General features: G+C 46.8%; 17 protein-coding genes. 10 read left to right on the top strand and 7 right to left on the bottom strand.

From position 1 onward, the window contains the following. Positions 1-205 precede the first annotated feature (205 nt). The 5 genes from HP398_RS24420 to HP398_RS24400 all read left to right on the top strand — a co-directional run bounded on the left by HP398_RS24420 (position 206) and on the right by HP398_RS24400 (position 5,978). A complete protein-coding gene (locus tag HP398_RS24420) occupies positions 206-1,951 on the top strand; it encodes a peptide-binding protein (protein ID WP_017251714.1) in 1,746 nt (581 codons plus the stop codon). A gap of 85 nt (positions 1,952-2,036) precedes the next feature. After that, positions 2,037-3,008: an ABC transporter permease gene (locus tag HP398_RS24415; protein ID WP_017251715.1), complete on the top strand. Its 972-nt coding sequence runs from the start codon at positions 2,037-2,039 to the stop codon at positions 3,006-3,008. After that, on the top strand, positions 3,005-3,985 hold the full coding sequence (locus HP398_RS24410; RefSeq protein ID WP_173623891.1) for an ABC transporter permease: 981 nt from the start codon (positions 3,005-3,007) through the stop codon (positions 3,983-3,985). The genes HP398_RS24415 and HP398_RS24410 overlap by 4 nt, the downstream gene beginning before the upstream one ends. Next, positions 3,961-5,007, top strand: a complete 1,047-nt coding sequence (locus tag HP398_RS24405; RefSeq protein ID WP_173623890.1) for an ABC transporter ATP-binding protein — start codon at positions 3,961-3,963, stop codon at positions 5,005-5,007. Before HP398_RS24410 ends, HP398_RS24405 begins: the two co-directional genes overlap by 25 nt. Further along, entirely contained in the window at positions 5,004-5,978 is a 975-nt protein-coding gene (locus HP398_RS24400) for an ABC transporter ATP-binding protein (protein ID WP_069851634.1), read from the top strand. The genes HP398_RS24405 and HP398_RS24400 overlap by 4 nt, the downstream gene beginning before the upstream one ends. Positions 5,979-6,017: 39 nt before the next feature. On the opposite strand, the gene HP398_RS30730 is transcribed toward HP398_RS24400, so the two are convergent. Further along, positions 6,018-6,917 carry an alpha-helical endospore appendage domain-containing protein gene (locus tag HP398_RS30730; protein WP_217368856.1) on the bottom strand — a complete coding sequence of 300 codons (900 nt, stop codon included), beginning with the start codon at positions 6,915-6,917 and terminating at the stop codon, positions 6,018-6,020. Positions 6,918-7,113: 196 nt separating this feature from the next. Between HP398_RS30730 and HP398_RS24390 the strand changes: the two genes are divergently transcribed. Next, on the top strand, positions 7,114-8,199 hold the full coding sequence (locus tag HP398_RS24390) for a DUF5050 domain-containing protein (protein ID WP_173623889.1): 1,086 nt from the start codon (positions 7,114-7,116) through the stop codon (positions 8,197-8,199). Between the two features lie 43 nt (positions 8,200-8,242). Here HP398_RS24390 and HP398_RS24385 read toward each other — a convergent pair whose 3' ends face one another. Then, positions 8,243-9,166, bottom strand: a complete 924-nt coding sequence (locus HP398_RS24385; RefSeq protein WP_173623888.1) for a hypothetical protein — start codon at positions 9,164-9,166, stop codon at positions 8,243-8,245. Between the two features lie 504 nt (positions 9,167-9,670). Here HP398_RS24385 and HP398_RS24380 point away from each other — a divergent pair. Continuing rightward, complete coding sequence (locus tag HP398_RS24380; RefSeq protein WP_017251723.1) at positions 9,671-10,501, top strand: hypothetical protein; 831 nt, start codon at positions 9,671-9,673, stop codon at positions 10,499-10,501. 12 nt (positions 10,502-10,513) lie between these two features. Next, on the top strand, positions 10,514-10,696 hold the full coding sequence (locus HP398_RS24375; protein ID WP_007723975.1) for a hypothetical protein: 183 nt from the start codon (positions 10,514-10,516) through the stop codon (positions 10,694-10,696). A gap of 75 nt (positions 10,697-10,771) precedes the next feature. Here HP398_RS24375 and HP398_RS24370 read toward each other — a convergent pair whose 3' ends face one another. Together HP398_RS24370 and hisC are read right to left on the bottom strand one after the other, a co-directional pair. Continuing rightward, on the bottom strand, positions 10,772-12,067 hold the full coding sequence (locus HP398_RS24370; protein WP_017251724.1) for an MFS transporter: 1,296 nt from the start codon (positions 12,065-12,067) through the stop codon (positions 10,772-10,774). Between the two features lie 190 nt (positions 12,068-12,257). Then, positions 12,258-13,373, bottom strand: coding sequence for a histidinol-phosphate transaminase (hisC, locus tag HP398_RS24365; protein WP_173623887.1), 1,116 nt, complete (start codon positions 13,371-13,373; stop codon positions 12,258-12,260). Positions 13,374-13,602: 229 nt separating this feature from the next. Here hisC and HP398_RS24360 point away from each other — a divergent pair, with 229 nt between their 5' ends. Together HP398_RS24360 and HP398_RS24355 are read left to right on the top strand one after the other, a co-directional pair. Then, positions 13,603-15,060: an aminotransferase class I/II-fold pyridoxal phosphate-dependent enzyme gene (locus HP398_RS24360; RefSeq protein WP_173623929.1), complete on the top strand. Its 1,458-nt coding sequence runs from the start codon at positions 13,603-13,605 to the stop codon at positions 15,058-15,060. 30 nt (positions 15,061-15,090) lie between these two features. Continuing rightward, a complete protein-coding gene (locus HP398_RS24355; protein ID WP_173623886.1) occupies positions 15,091-16,008 on the top strand; it encodes a pseudouridine-5'-phosphate glycosidase in 918 nt (305 codons plus the stop codon). Positions 16,009-16,049: 41 nt separating this feature from the next. Here HP398_RS24355 and HP398_RS24350 read toward each other — a convergent pair whose 3' ends face one another. Genes HP398_RS24350 through HP398_RS24340 form a run of 3 tightly spaced genes read right to left on the bottom strand, consistent with a single transcriptional unit; the run spans position 16,050 to position 19,799 of the window. Beyond that, the gene (locus HP398_RS24350) at positions 16,050-17,144 is read right to left on the bottom strand and encodes a GerAB/ArcD/ProY family transporter (protein WP_238144539.1); all 1,095 of its coding nucleotides are present in this window, start codon (positions 17,142-17,144) and stop codon (positions 16,050-16,052) included. 3 nt (positions 17,145-17,147) lie between these two features. Continuing rightward, positions 17,148-18,272 carry a Ger(x)C family spore germination protein gene (locus HP398_RS24345; protein WP_173623885.1) on the bottom strand — a complete coding sequence of 375 codons (1,125 nt, stop codon included), beginning with the start codon at positions 18,270-18,272 and terminating at the stop codon, positions 17,148-17,150. A gap of 6 nt (positions 18,273-18,278) precedes the next feature. After that, on the bottom strand, positions 18,279-19,799 hold the full coding sequence (locus HP398_RS24340) for a spore germination protein (RefSeq protein ID WP_017251730.1): 1,521 nt from the start codon (positions 19,797-19,799) through the stop codon (positions 18,279-18,281). Positions 19,800-19,836 lie beyond the last annotated feature (37 nt).

The following is a 19,836-nucleotide window of genomic DNA, read 5'->3' as shown; positions in this document are numbered from 1 at the left end:
ACATGTACGCTCCCCCTTCATTTAGAAGGGGGATTTATTATGAAGGTTTATAAAAGAATATAAAATCATCTGATTTTTTTAAATATTTTAAAGGGAAAATATTTTCAAATAACAGAAAATTATTTAATATTAAAAAGACAGGCCTTGGGATGAATTGCCCATTATGGAAAAGGCTTGAAAAACATGTGAAAGAGGGGGAAATGATTTGAAAAAAGGGAAAGGTTGGTTGAAGCCGTTGGCGTTGCTCTCGTTAACCGGCGCGCTGTTGGTCGGTTGCTCAAGCGGGAACAATGCTTCGCCAGGAACTGCAACACCAGCACCAACAAAGAAACCGGTGGAGCAGGTGGCTCCTCAGGCGACCAGTACGGATGATGAGAAGCCAATAGACGGTGGAACGTTCACGCATTCTACGACGTCTGACATCGTCACGATCAATCCGATTTTCGGAAATGACACGGCATCTGGCGACGTTATGGAGTACACCCAGGCGTATTTGTACAATCGAAACCCAGCTTTTGATTTAGCGGTTTACCCTTGGTCCCTTGCAGCTGAGTTGCCGAAAGTAAGCGAAGATGGCCTCACCTATACAATCAAGATGAAGAATCATGCGAAATGGTCGGATGGAACGCCAATCACGGCTGACGACTTGATTTTTACCATTAATGCCATCAAAACTCCTGAGACTGGATCACCAGAAATTACGAAATACGACAAAGTTAAAGAGATGAAAAAACTGGATGATTACACCGTAGAAATCAAATTGACTCAATTGTACGCTCCGTTTGCTTTTGGATTAATGCAAAAGTTGGCACCAGCCCACGTGTTGAAAGACGTACCGTTTAAAGAATTGCAAGCACATTCTTACGGAAAAGATCCAGCCAAGACACCTACTTCTGGACCGTACAAATGGTCAGAGTGGAAACAAAAGGAATTCCATGTGCTAGATGCTAACCCAGATTACTGGGGGGAAAAGAAGCCGCATATCCAAAAGGTTGTGTACAAAATCTATGCGGATCAAAACACACAAGTACAGGCTCTGATGAAAGGTGACGTTGACTTGGTAGATTCCATTCCTGTCACGCAGCTCGAAGCGGTGAAGGCGAAAGGAACGATCAACATCTCGACGGAGCCAGGTCCTAGCTATGAATACTTTGCCTTCAACTTCGACAAGAAGAACTTCCCGAACAACTACGGGTTGTTTGAAGGTCAAAAAACGCGTCAGGCCATTGCCCACGCTATCAATCGTCAAGGTATTATCGACAATATCTTGAAAGGAACCGGAAAAATTATGGATGCACCGTTCCTGCCAGGTACATGGGCAGACCCGGGCGATGCAGCAGTCCATTACGAATATAGTGCAGAGAAAGCAAAACAATTGCTGAAAGAAGACGGATGGGTAGCCGGGTCAGATGGAATCCTTGCCAAAGACGGCAATCGGTTCTCCTTTGAATTCATTTTCAACTCGGGGAACAGTCGTCGTGAACAGGCAGCAGTCGTTATTCAGCAAAACCTGAAAGAGATCGGAATTGAAGCGAAGCCAAAAGCATTAGACTTCTCGGCTCTTGTCGATCAGTATGCCAACCCTGGTAAATTCCAGGTTCTGTTACTCGGATGGCAATTGTCTGACCCAGATCCGGATGGCATTTCTACTTTCGGGAAAAAGGCATTCCCGCCTGGCAACAACGCTGGCTGGTACGACAATCCGAAGCTGGATGCGCTCTGGGAAAAAGCTGTATCCACGGTTAAAAAAGAGGAGCGCGCAGCGATCTATAAAGAAGTCGGAAAAGAAATCTCGACGAACCTGCCATACGTATTCATGTATCAGTACGGAACGCCACGAGGCATGACTTCTCGCGTCAAATATAAGGATGAGTTTAAACCAGTATCCATGATTCCATATGGGGAGACCTTTGGCTTCCTGAACTGGTGGATTGACGATACTAAAAAATAAGCTCGGCTGGTAGCGGTTAGCAAAATGAAAAGGGGGAAGGGCAGCCTTATGTCCCTTCCCCTTTCAAACGAAAGGAGGATGCTGATTGACTGAATATTTAGTACGCCGCGTACTACAAGCCGTGCTTGTTTTATTTTTGATCACAGTGGTATCGTTCGGACTCATGCATGCAGCACCCGGAGGACCGTTAAAAGTCATGCTCTCACCGGGAATGTCTCCTGAAGCACAGCTCATCCAAATGAAGAATATGGGGTTGGATCAGCCAGTCTATATTCAATACATGAAATGGGTCGGTAATTTGCTGCAAGGAGATTTGGGCCATACCTTTAAAAATAACGTTCCTGTTGGTGATATTTTGTGGCCGACGGTTTGGAATACGTTTGTGCTCATGTCTGTAGCGTGGGGGCTTTCCATGCTGATCGCCATCCCGTGGGGGATCTACAACAGCACAAAGCAATACGGTCTATCTGACCAGATCGCATCCATCGTTGCCTATCTCGGATTCGCGATGCCGACCTTCTGGTTTGGGATTATGCTACAGCAGTATTTCGCGATGCAGCTGAATCTGCTCCCACTATCTGACATGTACACGATGGGGAATGAGGGACAAGTAAGCGACCTCATTTTGCACTTGATTCTCCCTGTTACGGTGTTAACACTGGTGAACATTGCAGCCTATGTCAAATATACGCGCGCCAGTATGCTAGAGGTTTTGGAGCAAGACTATATTCGGACGGCACGTGCCAAAGGGATGAAGGAAAGACGCGTTATTTTCCGCCATGCTCTGCGGAACGCACTGATTCCTGTTGTAACGATCATCGGATTGGATTTGCCGACTCTGGTAGCAGGTGCAGCATTGACAGAGAGTGTATTTAACTGGCCAGGCATGGGGCGTCTGTTTGTGGAAATGGCTGTTGCGCGTGAATACTCTGTGTTGATGTCGATCACGTTGCTGATTTCCCTGATGGTAATTATCGGAAACCTGCTTGCCGATTTAATCTACGCACTGGTTGACCCACGAGTGCAGCTTGGACGCAAAGGAGGCAGGGCAGCATGAGTCAAGTACAGCTTCAAGATGACACTGTCGTTGAAACGAATCGACCGGGTGGACATCTCCCGACGAATCCTGTTGGTCAAAAACCTCCTGGGCTCTTTGCAACAGCGGGCAAAAAGTTTATGCGAAATCCATATGCTGTTGGTGGGCTGATCGTACTGTTGTTTTTTATTGGGATTGCTGTGTTTGCCGATTGGGTTGCACCGCATGATCCGGCAAAGGTTGATTTTATGATTACCAATCTGCCTCCTGGAACAGAAGGGCATGTGCTCGGAACAGACGAGCTCGGTCGTGATATTTTGTCCCGCCTCATTCATAGCAGCCGGGTGTCCATGCTGGTCGGCTTCAGCGTTGCTTTTGCTGCGGTTGTCATTGGGACACTGATTGGAGCGATTTCTGGTTATTTCGGCGGTTGGATTGATACATGCTTCATGCGTCTCGTTGACGTGATGAACTCCATTCCGAGTCTGTTCTTTAACATTCTAGTTCTGGCTCTCTTCGGAGCGGAATTTATCTACATGATCCTGATTTTGTCGCTGACGAGCTGGACAAGTGTGGCACGTCTGGTGCGCGGGCAGTTCCTACAGCTACGGGAAATGCAGTATGTAGAAGCAGCGAGAGCGATCGGCGTTTCGCACTGGGGCATTATTACGCGCCACCTGGTACGCAATGCAATGGCTCCCATCATTGTGTACGCGACTCTCATGGTTGGCTCGGCCATTCTGTCAGAGTCAGGTCTTTCTTATTTAGGCTTGGGGATTCAACCGCCTGAAACAAGCTGGGGGTTAATGCTGAGCAAGGCACAGGAATTCATGCTGGTCGATCCTTTGCAAGCACTTTATCCTGGTCTTTGTATTTTGCTCGTGGTGCTAGCGGTTAACTTCGTCGGAGACGGCATCCGCGATGCATTCGACCCACGGAAGAAAAAGAAGAACCCGAAAAGGAGGCTGAACAAGTGGATCGCAACATCCTCGAAATAAAAAATTTGACCACTTGCTTCTTTACGGATGACGGTACGGTCAAGGCTACGGATCGAGTGAGTATCAACGTTGGCAAAGGACAGACGGTGTGCCTGGTAGGGGAATCCGGCAGTGGAAAAAGTGTGACGTCACTTGCGGTCATGCGACTGATTGATTATGCGGGCGGATTTATTCAGAGTGGGAACGTCATGTTTCACGGTCAGGATCTGGCGGCAAAGGACTTGGATGAAATGATGCACATTCGCGGGAACAAAATCGCGATGATCTTCCAAGACCCGATGTCGGCTCTCAATCCGGTGTTTACGGTAGGCGATCAAATTGCGGAGAGCTTGATGCTGCATCAAAATATGAGCAAGGTAGATGCGTTCCAAAAAGCGATCGAGATGCTTCGTCTGGTTGGGATCCCAGCGCCGGAAGTACGAGTGAAACAGTACCCGCACGAAATGTCTGGTGGGATGTGCCAGCGTGTTGTCATCGCGATGGCCTTGGCCTGCAAACCGGAAATGCTGATAGCAGACGAGCCAACTACTGCTCTTGATGTAACGGTTCAGGCGCAAATTTTGGATTTGCTCAGACGGCTGCAAAAGGAATTGGGCATGTCAATATTACTGATCACCCATGACATGGGGGTAGCAGCAGAGATGGCGGATCGTATCGCGGTGATGTATGCAGGAACGATTGTGGAGGAAGGAACGGTCGAACGCATATTTGACGAGCCCCGGCATCCTTACACGATCGGCTTGCTACAATCTATTCCCGGATTTGAAGGGGAGCGCGGCGGAGAATTGTACACCATCCAAGGTACCATCCCGAGCATTACCCAATTGCCGACGGGCTGCCGTTTTCACCCGCGTTGTCCGCATGCGATCGACAAATGCCGAAAAGAGGAACCCATCTTGCGCGAGGTTGTTACGGGACAACAAGTGGCTTGCTGGTTGAATGAAGATGTCAGCAATCACTTCAGAATAAATCAGCGTGCCAATGCAGTCGCTGGAAGCAAAGCAGAGGTGAACCGCCAATGAACCGGGAATATTTGATCGAAGCAAAACAAATCAAAAAGTATTTTCCGATTAAGGCTGGCCTATTGAGCCGTGTCATCGGTCATGTAAAAGCTGTAGACGATGTATCTTTCGGAATTCGGCCAGGGGAGACATTCGGTCTCGTAGGAGAATCAGGCTGCGGGAAGTCGACGTTGGGGCGTGTTGTGCTGAATTTGCAAGGGGCGACGAGCGGAGAAGTGCTGTTTGACGGAACCAATATCCATGAGGTGAACAGACAAGAGAATTTGAAGCTGAGACGGGATATGCAGATTATATTTCAAGACCCATTTGGTTCGTTGAATCCGCGATTCTTGGTAAGTGATATTATTGGAGAGCCGTTACGGGTTCATCTGCGTGCATCTGCAAAGGAAATGGATGAGCGGGTAGTCGAGCTGATGAGTCTGGTGGGACTCGATCCTTCGAGGAGAAATCGGTATCCGCATGAGTTTTCCGGCGGACAGCGGCAACGGATCGGCATTGCGCGGTCGATTGCCCTCTCTCCACGGTTTATTGTGGCGGATGAAGCTGTTTCTGCACTGGATGTGTCCGTACAGTCACAGGTTTTGAACCTGATGATGAAATTACAAAAAGAGATGGGGCTGACCTATCTATTTATCGCGCATGGTCTGAATGTGGTACGCCATATTTCTGATCGGGTAGGCGTGATGTACTTGGGGAAAATGGTGGAGATTGCACGAACGGATGACTTGTTTGCACAGCCACTGCATCCGTATACGGCGGCATTGTTGTCGGCGATTCCGAAGCCTACTCCGCATCGGCGACAAGAGCGGATCGTCCTGCAAGGGGATGTACCATCTCCGGCCAATCCGCCGTCAGGTTGTCGTTTTCATCCTCGTTGTCCAATGGCGCAGGAGAGATGCAGCAAGGAGATTCCCGAGCTCATTGAGGTTGGGCAGGATCGGCAGGTCGCGTGTCATTTTCCTTTAGCATAGAGAGAAAGAGCCACCCAAGATGGGTGGCTTCTTCTATTCTCAAAACAACTCGATAACGGTAATACTGACATTGGCTGTTTGGGGAGGGAATGGTTCTGCAAAAAAGACCGTTCCGATGATTGCCGCCACGAGGTTAAGGACACTGGGTGCCCCAGCAGGAGTCGTTATGATAGCGGAATAGGTGGAGGCTAGGGGTGTTTTCGCAATAGTCGTATATCCAGAGCCTGGAACCGGAGCTCCATTCAGTGTGAGAAAGATGGCAGGAGGTGTGTTATTCGTCATATTGACTGAATGAGTGACAAAGTAAGTATGGCCACCTGCCAGTACGATATCAGGTGAGCCCGCAACATGGGTAATATCTGTTCCCGTTATGACGCCGTTGTTACTGAGGGCGACAGGCTGATTAGCAAAGGTTGTTATAATCGTAGTCAAATTATAGACATGCGCACTATTGGTCAGTTGTGGTCCTGTAGCGCCAGTGGCTCCGGCTGTCCCAGTAGCCCCTGTAGCGCCAGTGGCCCCGGCTGTCCCAGTAGCCCCTGTAGCGCCAGTGGCTCCGGCTGTCCCGGTGGCCCCGGTGGCCCCGGTGGCCCCGGTGGCCCCGGTGGCCCCGGTGGCCCCGGTGGCCCCGGTGGCCCCGGTGGCCCCGGTGGCCCCGGTGGCCCCGGTGGCCCCGGTGGCCCCGGTATCCCCAGTAGCTCCGGTAGTCCCAGTGACTCCGGTTGCCCCAGTAGCTCCGGTATCCCCAGTAGGTCCACCTGCCAGACCAGTACCCCCTGGAATCGTACGAAGAATAGATGGAAGCTTTTCCCCTTCCGCGTTAATGACATGTCCTAACGCCAGCTCTTCTATAGCAATAGAGGACAATAGCATATTAATCGCGTCATCACGTGTGAGTGTTATGGTTGGAGTAATATTCGGCAAATTTGCTTGTGACACGGTTCTCCCTCCTGGAAATCATAAATAAAACTCGTCCCATTGTTCATATATGTTTGATATATAATTTTACAAAAATTACATATATATCTAGAAAAAATGGGTTTGTTTTGGTATATATAAATCAGTGTTGTCGGATTGTATCGGAATGGGGGATATCTCCGCTATGGTTATATTAGGCTATGAACGGGAGGCATGCATGGTGCAACATAAAGGAAAATGGATAATCACCATTGCGATGGCGGTGTGTCTGATTGTGGTCTTTGGTTTTGGCAGTCAACAAACAATGGCGACTGCGCCAACCAAAAAATCAGTGATAAATGTTTTTGGCAGCGATCCTGTCAATATCAATTCACACCGAAGCTTTGTCGCCGTTCAAGGAGAGTGGATTTTTTATAACAACGATGGCTTATACAAAATCAAAAAGGATGGAAGCTCCCTTCAAAAGTTGAGCAGTGATTGGGCCGATAATCTGAATGTGGTAGGTGACTGGATTTACTATACGCGCAATAAGCCTTTTAAAGAAATCTATCAGATTGAGATGCCCGCTTACGATATCAATGGTACGTATGAAGATGTGATGGAGCTCATGAAAATTAAGATAGATGGCAGTTCGAAAACAGTTATCAAGAGCAGTAGTCTTACGGAAGGGGACCCCAATAACGTACAGAAATTGTATGTAGTGGGAGATATCATTTATTACGCGGATGATTCCGGTCGTTTGTACAGGATGGACATGAACGGCAAAAATCAAAAGAAGCTGCTTGATGATTTTGAGGAAGTTTATTTCTATCAGGATTGGATTTTTTACACCAATAAGAGTGGTCAACTATGCAAAATGAAGCGGAATGGAACGCAGAAAAAGGTAGTAAGCAAAGACAAAGAACTGACCCTTATCGGTCTGTCTGGTGATTTCATTTACTACACAAAATGGGTAAACGATACAGGCGTCGTCGATGTTTATAAAATCGGACTAAAGGATGGGAAAACCGCTCTCGTCAAGAAAGGGTTGCCTCCAGCAGAAAATCCGATCATTGTCGCTGGGAAGCATCTATACTACATCTCAGAAATAAAGGACGCACATACGGTAGGCAGAATGAATATGGCGGACGGCAAGACAACCCCGCTGTATCCATTAGGTAGCATTTCCAGTCAAGCAATAAACATCGGGGGAGATTTCATCTTTTTTTACGACTCTCAAGCTTCCGATCATGATAAAAAAGAACTATTCAAAGTGAAGATGGGCGAAAACAAAGTGGAAAAGGTAACCCCAAAGGCGAAGTAAGGATAAGAGCCACCCCCAAGACGGGTGGCTCTATTATTATGGGCTAATTCCTCGGGGCATGAAGCTGACTTCTTTTTCTCTCCCAGTTCTTGTACAAAAGCACGGAGCCAAACAAGAATATGGAAGCAACGAGCGCACTGACGGGCAGCATGACTACAATTTCATCAGGGAAGACAAAAGGAAGCAGTGGAAAAGCGTATGCTGCCGGGACACGCATACCTAGGATACGTAACAAAATAAGCACCAAAATCATATCAAGCAAAGTGACTAACACCCACGAATCAATCGCGAAGGATAGCAGCGTTCCAACTGTAGCCGATATGGTTAACACCAGGCCCAGCTTAAAGGCCATCTTGCCATTGAACATCGGCTTGTGAAGAGATTCATAGACAACGACGAGTATGGGCGGAATAACTGCTACCTGTGGGTAACCAGCCATCCAACATAAACCGATCCACACGAATATCAAAATCAAGAACACGAGCATATACTGATACGGTATCTTCACTTTCTTCTCCAGGCCGTCATTCCATTTGAAGGCGAGAACGCCGAGCATGATGAGAAAGGAAAAAATGACGACGGAGATCATAAAAGACCATTCAACGGCATTCGTGACCAGAGGTAATAAGCCAGTGGCAAGGGATGGTCCAAAATTCGATTGGATGATTCGTAAAAAGAGCATCATGAGTACGAGTGTGATGCTGACTTTTCCAAGGTATGGCAAGTCTACTTGATTTATCGCAAATCCGATTGCAGCCGTAATCGACGGAGCCACAAAAATTCTAGAGGGCTGTCTGATCCATCCTGGTTCTCGGTATACCCATATGCCAATCGCCATCGCTGCAATTTCTGGTAGAATCACTTCGGGATCATCGAGTATGACGGAAGCGGCTACCATGAGCAAGATAAGCGCTATGGCAATGATATAGGAAAGAATGGTTTCATTCTTCGCTATCACTGAATTCATTCTGACTAACTCCTTTTCGTTCGGATTATCCTTTATTATGGCAAGAATTGAGGAAGTCAATTGTGCCAATGGGAGCAACATTGTCTGTAACAAAACCGTCACTAACAGTGGAAAAGCAGCACCCAGAAGAGGGTCTAAACAAAATCAGAACGGCATAAGGTATGGGGTATTAGCAAGATAGTTGGAAGGTCATGATGAGCATTCCGTGTTTGATAGCGGTGAAAAATGGGCAGACCAATAAGGGAGCATTACGTTACGAATTACACCCAGTATACCGATAGGGGGAACGTGCAATTGTTGAGTTCATTTAAACCACTGAAGAGAATTGAAGAGAACAGCAAGATTGTACAGCAGACGATACAGTACATAGGAAATCAAAAAGTAAGTACGATTACGATAGAAACGCCTAAAAAACTACCTAAATGTAGGTAGTTTTTTCCTATTTGTAGAATCTAAATAAAATGTTAAAATAATGTAAAACTTTACCAGAAGGAGAGGTTAGAGGTGCTAAAGAATCTCATGCAGAGCAATGTAAAAATTGTTTTTTCTGTTCTTGGCATCTTGTTCGTTCTGGTCTCATGGCTCGTATTTGAATTGTTAAAAGGTTTGCTGCCAGATTTGATAGCAGTCATACATAAGTGGATGTTTCAACCGATCGAATGGCTGTTTATCCTAGCACCGCCACATGAGGAAAACAAGCTAGCTTCATTAGGCTCTGTTCTAGGCCTGTCTATCTTGTATTCCGCCATTTTGGCAGGAATGGTATTCATCGTTTTGTTCATCTGCGATAAGCTTAGAGGGAACGAGATCGAGTTCCAGATGGAAGTGAAATATTGTGAGAAAGAATTGGCCAATGCGATTTACAGTTTGGATGGCAGCGGTCAATCAACAGCTATTATTAATGCGAATGCGATCACGTTCATGAAGGCATTTGAAATGGAAGTAAAGACGATTTATGGATTGAAACCGGACGAGCTATGCTGTTATTGGATCGTACCTACGAATAATGACAAGCAGTTTGAAGTGTTTTACTTAACCGAGTTGAAAGATTTTGACACAGTACGTACTCTATTACTGTCTTCGATGCTTCAAGAGGATTGCCGAATTGCCGATAAACAAGTAAAGGGACGTATTCAAAACACGGACATCGAACAATTTGCAATTGTAAAAAACTTCGGAAAGTTCAGACTTGGATTCGCGGTCGCTGTTTACAAGAATGACACATTTACTCCCGAAAATATGCAGGAGTTCGAGCGGTTGACTACGTATATGTTATTATTAGGATTTGTTACCAAGTTTGTGAATAAGGTCAAAACCTTAAAGAGAGCTAGTTAGGAGTGGGATACGATGAAATTAGCTGAGTTCTTCGCGAAAAGAGGCAACGAAACTGCTGTTTACTCGAAAAATCTCTCTTCCAAGAAGAAGATTCCCAACAGCAAATTTACTCCTGGCTTCGCTAGCTTAAAACAGATTGTAGATGAACATAGTCCGAATGAGCGACATGATAATAAAGTGGTTGGAGGAAAATGACACTGCCTGTGAGCAGTGTTATTTTTTGTTTCGGGGTACTTGGGATAGAGGAAAAGCCACCTGATGAAGGTGGCTTTAGTTTTGGGAAATCTCTACACTGTGTTTGCTTTTTCTGTGTGACCATACCAGGACAGGAACCAGCAACAGTGCTATAGCGCCTCCGGCAAGTGAAAGTGTTGCGTAGCTGGCATTGGCGACGACCATACCAGACAGGGCTCCACCGGATGCACCAGCCAAGGCAATCAAGACATCGACCGTTCCCTGCGTTTTCGCACGAGTAGCGGGCTGCGTTGCATCCACGATGAGTGCTGTGCCACTAATTAATCCAAAATTCCAGCCCAGTCCGAGCAACACAAGAGCCGTGATGAGTAGCGGCATCGAATCGGCTGGCGCAAAAGCAGCAGTCATGCTGGCTGTAAGCAGTATGACACCGGAAGCATAAGCCATTGTGGTGCGACCGATCTTGTCAACGAGTACCCCCGTCAAGAGCGAGGGGAGGTACATCGCACCGATATGAAAACCGATGACGATCCCTACTTCAGAGAGACCATGTCCGTGGTGCTTCATATGTACAGGTGTCATCGTCATAATGGCGACCATGACGATCTGCGTCAAAATCATGACGGTGGCTCCCACGATGATTCCCCGGTTATTGCTTGCAAGCTGATTCTCATTCAGACAGGACGGGGAGCTCTGATTCATCTGTTGTGCTTCGGCGATTGCTTTCGAAACGATGAACGGGTCCGGGCGAAGCAATACCCAAAATACGAGACCAGCGAGGATAAAGGCTGCGGCACCTAAGATGAAAGGACCAGCCAGTGCGGGGACACCGATGGATGTAGCGAATCGTCCCATGACTTCCACTAGGTTTGGTCCTGCGACAGCCCCGAATGTAGTGGAGACCATTGCGATACTTACGGCAGTCGCTCGCTGTTTAGGCTTTGCCAAGTCTGTGCCTGCATAGCGGGCTTGCAGGTTAGTAGCGGTGCCAGCCCCATACAGAATTAAGGAAGCAAACAGAAGGACAATACTGTTTGCAACGGCTGCGATAACCACTCCAATTGCGCCAATACCCCCAGCTAAGAATCCGCTAGCGAGACCGAAACGGCGTCCAAAGCGTTGAGAGAGTCGACCCACCAGCAATGCAGCGACAGCAGAACCAAGCGTGAGCAATGCGGCAGGGATGCCCGCGAGACTTTCCGAACCGAGCATATCCTGAGCGAGGAGAGCACCTACGGTGACACCTGCCGCAAGTCCTGCACCGCCGAAAATTTGTGAGATGACTACAATCCAGAGCGTTCGTTTGTATAATCTTTGCTGTTTATCTGGGGAGTCGATGTAGCTTTGTAAATCTTCAGGTTTGAGTGACATCTGATCCACCTTTCTATGGAGAGAAAGCTTTCGTGAAGTTATGAAATTTCAGTCATCCCTTCTGATGGAAATGACTGGGGAATTTTCATTCAGTATAGTATTGGTGACGGGTAAACACAAGGAGAATCCAGCTTCATAAACACTTTGCAAAAGCAAAAACACCGGACATTTTCTATCCGGTGTTTTTGGTTTATTTTCCTACGATAAGCAATAGCTCACGGAGGTTTTGTATGAGAATTTGATTTTCTTCCAGCGTACCTACACTGATTCGAATATGCTCCGGTAACCCCCAAGTGTCTCCGTAACGCAAAATGATTCCTCTTTCCAGCAGCTCTTGATAAATCCTACCCGCATTTGGCCCCCATTTTACCAAGATAAAATTAGACATACTCACGGTATAGGGGATATTCATTTCATCGAATGCATCATAAAGTTGCTTGCGGCCTTTGGTGTTTTCCGTAAGGGATTTTTCAAAATGCTCCACGTCCCCAAGGGCGGTAATTGCGGCTGTTTGTGCCAAAGAATTGACGTTAAACGGCTCTTTTACTTTCAGGATTTTTTGGATCACGGATGGGTGAGCGACACCAAATCCGACGCGAATACCGGCAAGCGCGTAAATTTTCGAGAAGGTTTGCAAGACGAGAACAGGATATCCTTGGCGGACAAATTCAATACCCGATGTGTAATCGTCAGCCGTTGCATAGTGACTGTAAGCAGCGTCGAGTACCACAAGCACCCCATCTGGCAATTGGTCTAGCAATGCCGTCAAGTCCTGACGAGACAAATAGGTGCCTGTCGGGTTGTTAGGGGAACAAAGGTAGATTAGCTTTGTTCGAGCCGTAATGGCTGCCAAAATAGCGGAAACATTGAAGGCATAATCGGCCTCAAGTGGAACCGTTTTGATGACAGCCCCCATGAGATGTGCGCCGAATTCATATTCACTAAAGGTCGGCGAAGGCACGACGATTTCGTCCTCGTGCTCCAAATAGGTTTCGGACATGAGCTTGATCAGTTCGTCACCGCCATTTGTGACGATTAAATGCTCCGGACTTAACTCAAGATGATCAGCCAAGTGCTCTTTCAGCGTCGTTGTATGGGCATCCGGGTAACGATGCAGCTCTGGGAGCGCACCGAGAATGGCGCGGATGATTTTAGGGGATGGGCCGAGTGGATTTTCATTTGAGGCTAATTTAATGATAGAAGAGAGTCCGTACATTTTTTTAATCTCCCAAATCGGCATTCCAGGTTGATAGGATTGTATCTTTTCTAATGCTTTTCGCGATTGTGTCGTGGGCAGTTGTTTCATCTATATGGCCTCCAAAACTTCATGGTAGCAACACTGTAAGTGAAATCTCCAACAGTGTAACCAGCCAATTCGCGAAAGATGAAACAGACCAATTACGAGGATGGACACAAATTGGATGGTTCATAAAAGTCAAGATTGGATCATGAAGGAAGGAGCCGCTTATTTTATAATCAGCCCAGAAACATCACTCATTCAAACAACACGGAAGGATAGTGAGGTGGGAAAAATGTTGATTCAAGGGCAAACGCCGCTCTTTAACGGGCTGAGAAAGCATGCCCAGAAGAATCCAATCCAATTCCATATACCAGGTCATAAGAAAGGAAAAGGGATGGATCCTGAATTTCGATGGTTCATGGGAAAAAATGCACTTTCCATCGATTTGATTAACATTGAACCATTAGACGATTTGCATCAACCAAAAGGAATTATCAAGCAAGCGCAGGAATTGGCTGCTGAAGCCTTTGGCGCTGATCACACCATATTTTCTGTTCAAGGCACGAGCGGAGTCATTATGACCATGATTATGGCGGTATGTAATCCCGGTGATAAGATCATCGTGCCACGGAATGTACACAAATCAATCATGAGCGGAATTGTTTTATCCGGTGCGACTCCTATCTTTTTACATCCAGAAATAGACCCTGTCTTCGGGATCTCGCATGGAATCACACCGCAAGCTGTGGAAAAAGCATTGGAACAGCATCCTGATGCAAAGGCAGTTCTAGTCATCAATCCAACCTATTTCGGAATTGCCGGTGACTTGAAGAGTATCGTTCAAATTGCGCATGCCAGAGGAGTGCCCGTACTCGTAGATGAAGCACATGGCTCACATGTTCACTTCCATCCCAAGCTTCCACTATCAGCGATGCAAGCTGGTGCAGATATGGCAGCAAGCAGTATGCATAAATTAGGAGGCTCTCTGACGCAGAGTTCGTTGTTGAACATTCAGGGAAATCTTGTTTCGATTCAGCGTGTACAAGCTATCTATAGCATGCTCACTACGACTTCGACCTCCTATTTACTGCTCGCTTCGCTCGATGTGGCGAGAAAGCGGTTGGTGACATCCGGGAAAGCGCTATTGGATCAAACGATTCAGCTGGCAAACGAAGCACGAGCACAAATCAATAAAATTAATTATTTGTACTGCATCGGAAGAGAAATTATCGGGACAAATGGAGCGTTTGCTCATGATCCGACCAAGCTGGTCATCTCGGTAAAAGACCTCGGCATTACGGGGTATGAAGCTGAAAAATGGCTTCGTGATCGCTATAACATTGAAGTAGAGCTATCTGACCTGTACAACATCGTTTGTATTATCACACCAAGTGATACGAAAGAAGATTTGCAAATCCTTGTCTATGCCTTGGAGGAGCTGGCTGCTGGGGCCGGGGATCAAGGAAACAGAAAAAGCCGCCCGAAAATGCAGCTTCCCAAAATACCGGTACTGGCTGTCACCCCGCACGATGCATTTTACGCACCGACGGAGATGATTCCCGTCGAACAATCCGTGGGAAGAATCATCGCGGAGTTTGTCATGGTATATCCACCTGGTATTCCGATTTTTATCCCGGGTGAGATCATTTCGGAAGAGAATCTCATCTATACGAAGAAAAACTTAGAGGCAGGTTTACCTGTACAAGGCTTTGAAGACCCCACGCTACAAACGATACGCGTCATCAAGGAATAACCAAACAACCAGGCATTGGAGGAGAATTCTATGAAACAATATCTCAGCTTTTCGGAAGAGGTCAGACATGCACTTGATCATCAATTACCGATTGTTGCACTAGAAACGACGATTATCTCCCATGGAATGCCTTATCCGCAAAATGTAGAAATGGCGAATGACGTAGAGCAAATCATTCGCAATCATGGTGCTGTTCCGGCAACGATTGGTTTTATGGACGGGCAAATTAAGATTGGTTTGAGTGCGAGTGAGCTGGAAGAGTTCGCGACAAATAAAAATGTGGCCAAGGTTAGCCGCCGAGACATCCCGTATATTTTAGCCTCGAAAAAAATAGGAGCGGCAACCGTATCGGGGACGATGATCGGTGCTGAGTTGGCAGGCATTCGCATGTTTGCAACAGGTGGGATTGGCGGTGTTCACCGTGACGGGGAAGTGACGTGGGATGTGTCTGCTGATTTGACGGAGCTGGCAGAGACAAATGTGGCAGTCGTATGTGCGGGTTGCAAATCCATTTTGGATATCGGAAGAACACTGGAGTACTTGGAAACGCTCGGAGTGCCCGTTGTTGGCTATCAAACAACCGAATTCCCGGCTTTTTACTCCCGCCAAAGTGGATTCGATGTGTCTGTAAGCATGGATACGCCAGAAGAGGCAGCTGCGATGCTAGATGCTAAATGGAAACTCGGCTTGAAGGGCGGAGCGGTGATTGCCAATCCAATCCTCGAAGCGGATGCAATCCCTTACGATGAAATCGAAGCGATTATTCTCCAAGCGATGCATGATGCGAAAAGCCAAGGAATCACTGGCAAGCAAGTAACGCCATTCATGTTAGCGAATGTAAAAGAACGAACAGGCGGAAAAAGCCTAGAGGCGAACATTGCTCTGGTGAAAAATAATGCAAAGCTCGCTGCACAAATTGCCGTTGCGTTAAACCGTAGCGTATCATAGGAGGAAAGGCCGCCTTGGGGTGGCCTTTTTCTTTTGCTTACTTAAGGGTTCTCTACCGCCTTTCCTCCTTTGATCCGGAAGAGAATCAGCAAAAAAATCGGCAGCAGCAGGAGTACGTATCCATACTTAAAATAGACGTGATTAGTCTGCAAGAGTTGTTGATGATTGGAAAAGACGAGTAAAGACAGCAAAAGCGTAACCAAACAGACGGGCAAGCTCAGCTTTTTGTAAGTGGTGGAAAGGAGAAAGGCAAGACATTCACAGATGGCATATAAAAATACAGCTACCCGGATGAAACAGCCTGCTGTCATCGTATATAAACCATAAATGTCTCCCCGGCTTATAAAACCCATCTTTATTTGTCTGACTGTATTTTGTACCGGCCAGTCCAATTTTTCCGAGAGAGGCAGCCCAAATACAGCAATGGCACCCATTAGCATCGAGGCGCCCAAAAAGACGTTAAATAACACAAGAAAGGAGAAACCATTGAAATCATGACGCACTCCGACCCATTTTGTCTGAAGCAGGAGGACTAAGATCAGTTCCCCCCACAAGGCAATATAGAAAAGCGAGCCCTCCAGAGCAGGTCCCCAACCATTGTCGAGGATCGGCAAAATGCGGGCATAATCTTTTTCTTGCATGAGTGTCAGTCCAACTATCGGTCCCGTTATCATCGTCATCAAAAAAAAGATCACGGCAATTCTAGCGATGGATTCGATGTTTCTTTGCAGACTGAACCAAATGAGAAGGATGAAGCTCGTGCCGATTGCCCAGAGAGGCGTCTCTGGCAAAAAGGTTATTTTGACGAATTCCTCCAGACCACGCATCGTCGTAGCAGAAGCATACAGAAAATAGGCGAGTAAGATTACACACAAAATGACAGCTGGTGCTCTACCGGCTTTTTCTTCTGTTCCCGTCAGCAACGAGGTGTTTTGAAGTTTACTTCGCAGTATGCTCAACAGCAGGACGAATAGAATGCCACAAGGAATGCTGATCAAAGCAGATATCCAGCCGTCTTTGCCAGCGGTATGAATCAGTGGTTCGATTAGGAAGACGTGTCCCATGATGGGGAGACTTAATGCATGGATTGAGACCCACTGAAATCTTGAAATCGTGCGGACGTCCAACCATCCCACTCCTTATTTTTCGCCAAGTTGCTCTGCCAGAAGTCCATTTAAGAGGAGCTTGCTCTGAACATTCACTTTTACGTCTAGCTCTGAAAAGTGAGCGGGCCATTGTTCTTCCCAGGTTTTCCACACTTGTGGATACGCGCGATGCACATATTCATGAAAGCCAAAAATATCGGCCTTGTTTTTCTTCGCTACTGCTACAGCTTCATGGATTTCATCTCGAATGACATGATTGACTTTTATCTGCAACGATTTATACGTCTCTGTGTCCATTGGAATGGGATGATTAAGACTTCCAATATATCCGTGTGGATGGACAGTCACCTGGATATATAACTGATTATTTTCGAGAACGGGACGGATTTTTGTTTTGGAGCCTATAATCTCGATCGATGCGTATTGTCCCTGCTTTTTGAGTGGAACGATGACAATCGTGCTTTTTATTTTCCCCGTTGTCCACAGTAATCCGCGCGCCTGTGTCTCATTGATCGAAGCGATAGCTTTTCCGCCTTTGATAATGACAGCTCCAGCTTCACGGCTTTCTTTCTTTGATTGGATGGGATGACTGATCGGCAGATAGCCTACTTTCTCTTTACTCGCCATCATGCGCATAAGGTCGAGTGAACGTACGGGTGGATATTTGCCAATGGCTCGACTGGCTATCATTTTCTCGTTGATTTGCAGAGGCTGGATGTCGTTCGTATTTCCTTTTGTGTGCAGGAGAGCTTCCGCTTTCCCTTCGACATAAATGACCCAGTGACGCCCGGATAATTCCTGATCGCGAAAAAATAAATCAAGGGGACCAATGATATCCTTTTTGGCTGCGTCCGTGCCAATCGCTACGTATTGCATTTGATGATAGCTAAGCTTGTACCCCGAGTACTCGATCATATTTCGGGCTGCGTCAAACATGGTATAGCCTGTCGATTGGATAATCGCGCTTTTTTCCGCCGAGCCTCCATCCGTTTTTCCACTGCTTGGCTTCATGACGTTCACAGTAAGGACATAACGGCCTTCCTCGTTCAAGTCGATTCCAATTGCCGTGACAAATCTTGTCTCAGTGAGCTCGATGTTATTCCAGCAACCCCCTAAAATGACAGTCAGCAAGCCTATCACAGCGGTTAGCGTCTTCATGATCAATCATTCTCCCTTTTGCTTCTTCAGTGGGAAAGGGGTAGCACCAGAGCTTAGTTTGATGAACCAAAGAGGAAAGCGAATAAAGAAGTCCTTCCAATCTTGCAGTTTCAAAGGAGCTAAAGGAGCAAGATAAGGTATCCCAAACGAACGCAGATCGCACAAATAGATAGCAACCAGATAAAAGACGAGAAAATTGCCGTACAGTCCAAGCGCCGAGGCGGCAAAAATCGAGACAAATCGCAGAATGACTACCACGTCAGAAATGGCAGGGAAAATAAACGAAGTGATGGCTGACGCGGCAATGATAATAACGGTCGGCGCCCCAACTAATCCCGCACTAACGGCCGCCTCACCAATGACTAAAGCTCCTACGATGCTGACAGCTTGTCCGATGGGGCGAGGCATGCGGACCCCCGCCTCACGCAGCCATTCATACACGATCGCCATAAGAAGCAGCTCGATGGGCAAAGGGAACGGAACCCCTTCTCTGGCATTGATAAAGCTGAACAACAACGTGGGGGGGACTAAGTCCTTGTGGAAATTTTCGAAAGATATATAGAGAGACGGGAGAAATGCTGAGACAAAAAAAGCTGCATAGCGAAGCAAGCGCAATAAGCTGGCATAGAAAGGGCGGGAATAGTAATCCTCCGGGTTTTGAAAAAACTCTTGAAACGTAGCTGGTACCATGAGGGCAACTGGACTGCCGTCCACCAAAATGGCGACACGCCCCTCTAAAATTTTGGCTACCAGGATGTCCGGTTTCTCACTGTTGAAGATGGTTGGGAAAATGGAAAAAGGCTCGTCTTCGATCCATTGCTCAATATAGCCGGAGTCCAAGATGGCATCCATTTTTATGGCGGATATACGCTTTTTCACCTCGTCGACCAATTCTTCCTTCACAACTCCTCGGACGTAGGCGAGACATACCCTAGTATCCGATTGTGTACCGATCCAATAGGTTTCAATTTGGAGATTGGGATTGTGATATCTTTTGCGAATCAGTGAGAGATTTGTGTCAATCGTTTCAATAAAGCCTTCGCGTGGACCGCGAATGACTGCTTCTTTGGCAGGCTCTTCCACGCTTCTTTGTCCAAGCGATTTGGCTCCGATAATAATGCATTGTTGTTGGTTATGAATAAAAAGCACGATATATCCGCGGGCAAGCTGTTCGAGCACTTTTTCAAGTGTGCTTTCCTTCCACGCCATAGAGACATGCAGAACAGCATTCATAATATGATCAATCATGTCCTCGTGGAGATCGCCAATGGTATTCATCAGCGGTCTAATGACATCCCGATCCATTACGTCTTGATTCGACATACCTTTCAGGAACAGCAAAGATGCTTGTTGTGATGGATTTGTCCCAAGCCAAATGGTTCGGACGGCTAGATCACTCGTGAAACCAAAATGACTCCGAACAGTGGTCACATTTGCTTGAAGATCCTCCTGGAGGGGAGTTTCTTGTGGTTCCTGGTTCTGTTTGAATTGATGGATGGATAGCTTTCTCCGAAACTTTTTGATCACGTCGCTTCACCTAATCAGTAATGAGATGGAAGTGATC

Source organism: Brevibacillus sp. HB1.4B (assembly GCF_013284285.1).
GTDB lineage: Bacteria > Bacillota > Bacilli > Brevibacillales > Brevibacillaceae > Brevibacillus > Brevibacillus porteri.
This window is presented reverse-complemented; position numbering and strand designations above follow the sequence as displayed.